The 7,029-nt window shown below is 41.1% G+C and carries 8 protein-coding genes; 4 read left to right on the forward strand and 4 right to left on the reverse strand.

What is annotated here, in order from left to right; genetic code table 11:
• Positions 1-2: 2 nt before the first annotated feature.
• The 3 genes from R7127_RS20800 to R7127_RS20810 form a co-directional block, all read right to left on the reverse strand.
• Positions 3-1,592 (reverse strand): DUF4230 domain-containing protein, encoded by a 1,590-nt coding sequence (locus tag R7127_RS20800; RefSeq protein ID WP_206953869.1) that lies wholly within the window; start codon positions 1,590-1,592, stop codon positions 3-5.
• Between the two features lie 16 nt (positions 1,593-1,608).
• Positions 1,609-3,135 (reverse strand): OmpA family protein, encoded by a 1,527-nt coding sequence (locus R7127_RS20805; protein ID WP_206953868.1) that lies wholly within the window; start codon positions 3,133-3,135, stop codon positions 1,609-1,611.
• 84 nt (positions 3,136-3,219) lie between these two features.
• Positions 3,220-3,516, reverse strand: a complete 297-nt coding sequence (locus R7127_RS20810) for an HU family DNA-binding protein (RefSeq protein ID WP_206953867.1) — start codon at positions 3,514-3,516, stop codon at positions 3,220-3,222.
• 290 nt (positions 3,517-3,806) lie between these two features.
• Here R7127_RS20810 and R7127_RS20815 point away from each other — a divergent pair, with 290 nt between their 5' ends.
• The 4 genes from R7127_RS20815 (at position 3,807) to R7127_RS20830 (ending at position 5,644) form a co-directional block, all read left to right on the forward strand.
• Positions 3,807-4,094, forward strand: a complete 288-nt coding sequence (locus R7127_RS20815; protein ID WP_206953866.1) for a hypothetical protein — start codon at positions 3,807-3,809, stop codon at positions 4,092-4,094.
• A gap of 38 nt (positions 4,095-4,132) precedes the next feature.
• Positions 4,133-4,375, forward strand: coding sequence for a hypothetical protein (locus R7127_RS20820; protein WP_318148516.1), 243 nt, complete (start codon positions 4,133-4,135; stop codon positions 4,373-4,375).
• A gap of 80 nt (positions 4,376-4,455) precedes the next feature.
• Positions 4,456-4,920: an H-NS family nucleoid-associated regulatory protein gene (locus R7127_RS20825; protein WP_318148517.1), complete on the forward strand. Its 465-nt coding sequence runs from the start codon at positions 4,456-4,458 to the stop codon at positions 4,918-4,920.
• 205 nt (positions 4,921-5,125) lie between these two features.
• A complete protein-coding gene (locus R7127_RS20830) occupies positions 5,126-5,644 on the forward strand; it encodes a hypothetical protein (protein WP_318148518.1) in 519 nt (172 codons plus the stop codon).
• A gap of 42 nt (positions 5,645-5,686) precedes the next feature.
• Here R7127_RS20830 and R7127_RS20835 read toward each other — a convergent pair whose 3' ends face one another.
• Positions 5,687-6,838: a GGDEF domain-containing protein gene (locus R7127_RS20835; protein ID WP_318148519.1), complete on the reverse strand. Its 1,152-nt coding sequence runs from the start codon at positions 6,836-6,838 to the stop codon at positions 5,687-5,689.
• Positions 6,839-7,029: the final 191 nt, after the last annotated feature.

The following is a 7,029-nucleotide window of genomic DNA, read 5'->3' on the forward strand; positions in this document are numbered from 1 at the left end:
ATTTATTCCGTCTCAGCTGCTAGTTTTGAAAGTCGTGCCATACGCTCTTCTGCTGACTCCTCGGCTTGGGCCATCAAGCGAGCCTTTCTCTCCGCTTGTTCTTTTTGCTGTTTCTCAGCAGCTTTTCTAGCGCGAAGGATCTCTACAACCTCTTCGTCACTGTATGACCCTGAAAACAATTCTTCATCAGAAATGTTCAACGGAAGCTCTTTTGAAGTCGTTGTTGAGTCCAAGATTGGTTCCGGTGTAACTTCTGGCTCTGGTAGAGTTTCTACCGCTACCTTTCTTGGCGCTTTATAAACAGGGGCTTGCTCTTGACCTTCGATGAATTTGTAGAAGGTTCGTTTATTCGCTGTTTTAATCAGTTCGTTCACTTCTGAAGAAGGGGTGATTTGCGGCAGAACGTTCGCCATCTGTGTTTGTAGGCGACTTAATGATTTCTGTGCAGAATCAGCGATTTCTGATGCCAAGTTCTCATAATAATTTTCGAACTCTTCTGGAGTCTGGTGCTTATGAGTGCGCTTGTATGCCTCTGAACTTAGAGATCCAGCAAAACCGCGAGTCATACTTACCCAAGTTGAGAACCCCTGTAGAAGCAAGAATAGAATCGCCAACATACCAAACGTTGCCCATGAACCCTCTTTTGTTGCTTCACATTTCTGATTCACACCTGCGGCAACCGCTTCTGAGTTTTGCTGTTTAGCTACGTTTGGCATGCTATTGTCGCCGCCATATAAAGCATTAAAGTCCGGCATCTCAGAAGAACCACCACTTTGAGAAGTGCTAGTCACATTACACAGAGCATCGTCAGTTTGATTAGACTCCAGAGATTTAATTCGAACAAACGTTAAGATCGCCGCGATAATCACAATCGCAATGATTGCCGTAATTGTACTCTTGAACGATTTAGTACTCTTACCCAGCTTCAATCGGTTCAGACGTCTAATATAAGGCTTTTGGTCAATATCAGAAGGGTTCTGAATCGCACCGACGTAAGTGCCTGCTTGTTGCGTGAGTGACGGTTCTGGATCACGATCAGCTGCCCAAAGTTCACGGATGTTATCGATCAGTTTGTTTCGGTAGAGTTCCGCGCCCATATTGTGTGTTACAAACGCCAGAGCAAGTGCAAAGGTGACTGCAACCAGCATCGCCATGATTTTACGAGTGTTTTCTGATGCAGTTAGGTCTATGAAACCGCTCAAAGTATAGCTAAACCCCCAAGCTTCCAGAACTAATACAACGAATAGACCGAAGATTAAAATTGGCGTTAATGGTTTACGCCCAGCTTCGCCTACTAAGTCCAGATATTCTCTACAAGCGATGTAGTAATTTTTGTCTTTACTGGTGTTTGAGTAGTAAGGCTTATAATCTTGGCATATTTGTTTCTCCACATGGAACCAGCCACCGTTGATAGTAGGGTTTTTGGCTAAAGAGCGAATTTTACCAAACACCACATTTCGATGCCTAACACCTAGCCACCACAGTCCAATTTCTTTTCTGTAGCTGTACCAGAAAAGTGCAACCATAGCCGTAGCAAAAGTAAGCCAAATTACCTTTTGCCAACTTTGAAAAATAGAATTCAATAGATCCATTCTGAATATTTAACCTTTATAGTCTTGTTTTTAATGTCATTACTTTAGAAAGCGTTTTTCCGCGAGAGTTATAAACAATCTCAGAGTACTTTGTTGCCAAATCGCCCTTGGTACTGAAAACGAAATCAGCACACTTAATAGATGATTTCCCCTTCGGATATACCCGGAACAAAACAGCGTCATCCCCTCGATAAGTTTCGGCGTTTAAATCGTATGCATAATCAACAGATTGATTAGCAAATTTGTAGTTTTTAATGAACTTCAGAGAAGGATTTCCTTCAGATTCAAACGTGTTTTTGTTAACTCTTACTGGGCCGAGCATAACCATCGTGGAGGCTTTTGCTTCGTCCACTTTAGACCACCAGATATTCCCAATCATGCTAGGTAGAAATTCACTGGTATTAGAAATGGTGTTACTGGCACCTAACGTCTTAATCGTGGACTTAGTTCTTGGTTCACTGACCGCACATGAGTCGACGAAAGCAAGTTCAGCATGAGCCTTATTGAACAGGCTCCAACTGTCATCGTAATACTTACCTAAGTTTTGGGTTAACTGTGTACTGGTGCGGTTGCCATCAAACTGCGAACCTTCGAGCTTAAGTGGGTTTGTATCTTTGACACGTACAGGCGCAGTGTTCTGAACAACATCAGTTTTATTAGCCTTCTTAACAGGTTTATTGGTTTCTTCCTTAGGCTCTTCTTTGTGGTTCATTTGCTGTTTAACGAGCAAACGTCCTTCGTCGTTCATAACGTTTGTAAGACGTTGCTTTTTAGCTCGAGAAACTTCTAAAACCTTCTCTAACGAAACTGCTTTGGTTGAAATTGAATCATTAAAAATATCGATCAGCTCAAAACGTCTATTCTGTGCTCTGCCTGCGTTGGTGTCATTCGAAGCAATAGGTTGACTCTCACCAACACCTTCATAAAAGATAATGTCTTTAGGCGCACCAAGTGATAAGAATCGACGAGCAATAAACTCTGCACGTTTCTCAGAAAGACGTTGGTTATATCGCGGATCACCTACTGCATCCGTATGACCCACGATGTAAATTTTCGAACGATTATCGATACCAGAGATGTAGCCCTTGATGAAGGAGTCTAGGTTTGCCAATTGCGTCTTGTCAGTAATTCGGTACTGCCCAGTAGCGAAAATTGGCTTGTCAGAAGAAACTGTCATTTGAGAAGCAACCACATCTGAATCGCCCTCTTTACTGAATGTCGCTGCTACACCATCTTTTTCACTAATTCGAACAAATTCTGACTTAAAGCCATGCTTTTCTGCATTTTCTGCCAGTTGTTCTTCCCTCTGTTGAAGGTAATAGCCCGCACCACATCCAGCTACCAAACCAACAACGGCACCACCTGCAATATATCTAGGGTCACCTTGGCCTGCAATCGCGCCTGCCGCTATGCCAACAACAGTTCCAGTAGCGCAGCCAATAACGAGTTGAGCATTCTCTCTCATCATCGTACAACCAGAAGTGGAAAGAACGGTTGCACATACCACTGCCGCAACCAAAGGTTTGTGTTTTGGTAAAGCCATTAAGCCTAATCCTTTATTTTGTTGATATTTGTTATTTGATAATACTTTCAGAATCCCACAAGACGCTTTCTGAGCTAAAAATGACTATAAAACGTAATTTTTTAATTCTTTTCCTGGTTTGAAGCTTACTCTCCCGCGATAACCGGTAGATATAGTGTCACCAGTTCGAGGATTTCGCTTTGTACCTGGCTTGTATATAACTGGTGTAAAAGTGCCAAAGCCTCGAATTTCCGTTCGCTCTCCGCGTTCAATGCCACCAGCAATACCGTTGAGTACAACCTTAATAGCTAATTCACACTCTTCGACTGACAGATGGTTATAGTTATTTGCCAGTTTTAGGGCTAGCTCTTTTGCTGATACCTTTCTCTTATTTACACCCATAACTCAACCTTCAAAGCACAAATTTGCTTTCGAATTCTACACTGAGCGTATGTGAAGTATCAACTAGATACAGCCATAAAATTCAATACTTTGTGGTTTACTGAAGCGATCTATTTTTGAACTTGTTTCTTGAATTGGAACAATCTGGCGTACGCTAAAATCTATTTATACATTTATCAGTATTGGAAATCTTCGATCAAAAAAAACTCCTTGTATGACAACAACATCTTGAAATAGGACAGCTTTAAATTGTATCCTTGACTACACATTCAATAAGTGGCGTTTCTAATATGTCTCAAGAACCATCCACTTCAACAAGTTTTCAATTTACGAAAGAAGCAAAAGATAACGTTGACCAATTCCGTAAGTCGACAGGCCTAACACAGCCATCTATCATTAACCGAATTTTGGAAAAAGTGTCGATTGAAGATGTTGCATCATGGTGTGCTGATTTGATTGCTGAGAATGAAGCCAAAAAGGAAGAATCTAAAGTTAGAGCCAGTCAATTGTCTGAACTGAGTAAGCTGCCATCAGATGTACTTAAGAACATTTTAGATTCACAACAAGTTAATGTTTGAAGATGTCCTTAAGTGAGGATAGGAAGAATTTTTTCCAAATGGCATCTGATGCAGGCATGGTTGATGACTTAGCACTTTTTGCAAAATTTTTTGGTCGATTCCAAGCTGCAAAAATAGAACTGGCTGACGGTCGTTCCGCCAGTTATGAAATTCCGAGAAACGTAAGACTTACCCCTATTGATCCCCCACTGCACTTTAAGCCGACATCAAACGAAAATCCAAAAAATGAAAAAACGTGTAACGTACCTTTAAATGATTATGCGCGGGCTCGAGTTAAGTAATTCCCTTCCTTTTTAATTTATCAGCTGCTGCTATATACTGGTTATGGATATAAGTAATTATTTTTTTAGAGGTGAGCAAGGTGGCTAATCCAAAAGAAGCAGTAGAAGATTTTCAAGCTGAATTCCTAAGTGTCATGAGCCGTATACGTCGTATGCGTAAGTACCTCAAAGGTACAGATTCAACGGCCTTAAATGCGATGAGAGATCGTCTAGATGAATTAATACTTGAACGTGAAGTTGAAGAAGAAGAAGAACGTAAAGCGCAAGAAGAAAAGCAGCGTAACATCGAAGAAGTTAAAGAAATGATGAAAGCTCGCGGTCTATCTGAAGCAGATCTCGCCGGTGGTAGCACTCAAGAAGCCGCGGTTAAGAAAGATATTAAGAAACCACGTAAGCCAAAGTATTTGTACATCGATGAGGATGGAGTGAAGCATCGCTGGAATGGTAAAGGACGAACTCCAAAGCTCTTTGCTCAACTGATAGAGAAAGGCGTCAACATCGATAAGGATTGCCTTGCTAGAAACATAGAGTCAGAAGACGAATAACGATCCAACAAAGAGCCTCCACAATGTGGAGGTTTTTTACACTCCTACGGTTTACCCTTCTCTCAACTTATGATTGATAGTTAGTCTTGCAAAAATACCTAGCTATTTTTGAAATCGCAGTATAACTATGACATTTAAAATAACTCAGTCATTATTTAGGGTGTTCGCAAATTGTTGTGTAGCATTAACATGTACTTCCCTCTGTATGTTACCAATAATCAGTTTTGCCTTTTCCAAAGAACAAACTAAGCATTGGCAACAGGAAGTCATCTCCCAGGCACAGCGTCAGACGCAATCTGGCCATCTTCAACAATCTACCCAATCGATAAAAGTAATGATGCCAGTTCTGGACACCAGTGACACTCTATCAGGCGTTGACTCACAACATGATGGTATACGTGATGACATCCAATTCTATATCGACAGTTTGCCAGAGGCCGATTCGAACAAAGCGAGCTTAACCAATTATGCCAAAAGTCTTCAGTTAACAATGACGGTAGACACTACTGATGTGATCGAAGTGAAAAGTGTGGTTGACGGAATGCTCTTTAACGTTGCTTGCTTGGTTCTCAAGCACGACGATACACAGCTAGCAAATCAGTACGTAAAACAGCTCTCTGCGTTCACACGCAATACCAAAGCAAGGTATGAACAAGGCAAAAAGCTGGATGCTGTATACAGTGGTTCCGTTTACCGATTACCAGAAACGGAGGAATGCGAATGAAAAAGTCATTTCTGTTCTTTATCTGCTGGTGGTTAGACGTAGTTACTCGCCAACAATACAGTTACGACCTTGGTTTTTGGCCATATACAAAGCTGAATCAGCTCTGGCGAAAGAACTCTGCAATGTATCCTTTGAGTTTAAGTTACTGTAACCAATACTAACGGTAATGGGGATACTAGTAGTCGATAATCGACTTTGAGATTCAACTGATGAATGGATTTTATTCAATGTAGCTAGAGCCTGTTTCGAATCATCCCCCGCAATAAAGATAAGAAATTCCTCACCTCCATAGCGGCTAACCAAATCGTCCTTTGCAAGACAACCTGACAGAATTTTTGATACATAGACGAGCGCGTTATCACCAGCGTCATGACCAAAGCGATCATTTACTTTTTTAAAATGGTCAATGTCAACAAGCGCCAAGGTCCCGTGAATAGGAAAATCATTCTGAAATAAACCGGTAATACGCTCATTGATGTAACGGCGGTTGAACAACCCTGTCAGCTCATCCTGAATGGATCTTTTATAGTGCCAATCTATCTGATTAAAAAGAAATAACGACAACAAGCCGCCTAACAAGAAGAAGCAAACTATGTTTTGTGTCACCACTACTGCGGCACGGTAATATTCTAATTTCCCTGTTACTGCCAATGCAAACGTTGGTAAACCAGCAGCAAACAGGCAAACCAACGAGGCCAAGGCTAGCATTCTCTCGCCTTTGCCATTTGTAGCTCTATGGTTGTGGCAGAGTAAAAAAGTAGAAATGTACACTAAAGCAAAATTCGCAAAAGCAATCTGAACACGTAACTCAAGGGTATTTGGTACGTACTCATAAATAAGAACTTGTATCGCTGTATATGAACAGACATGTGTGATTGCTAGCTTCCATAACCACGGCTTAATATCACGCTTGTACCAGCTCATAGAGCCAAATAACAGCAAATAAGCCACTGTCATATACATAAAGTTATTGAAGAAAACAGAATAAATAAGTGGAAGCCAGGATCGAATCGCCATCGCTGCGAAAGCAAAACCAAACACTAGGAAAAAATAAAAGAAATAAAGTGCAGATCGACGTTGATATCCTGTCAGACCAGTACGAACCTGAGATAAAAATATGCAGCCTACTACACTGCAAACAATGTTGTTTATTACGCTGGCAAAATCGATGAGGCTGGAGGTTGAATTGATCACTTTTACCTTTGGGTATATGGGATAAGTCGGGTCGAAATGAAGGCTATGTTCATGTTTACAATATCACAGGTAACGCAGCCAGGGACATTTCTATTTGTAAGTGGCATCGTACAATTCTGAGATTTTCGTTTAGGAGTGAAGCTTTTGCTTCTTGCTATAAGCTTTGTTCATCTCACACAATTGGTTGGTAC

The organism is Vibrio sp. 1159 (genome assembly GCF_033340395.1).
Classification (GTDB): Bacteria; Pseudomonadota; Gammaproteobacteria; order Enterobacterales; family Vibrionaceae; genus Vibrio; species Vibrio alginolyticus.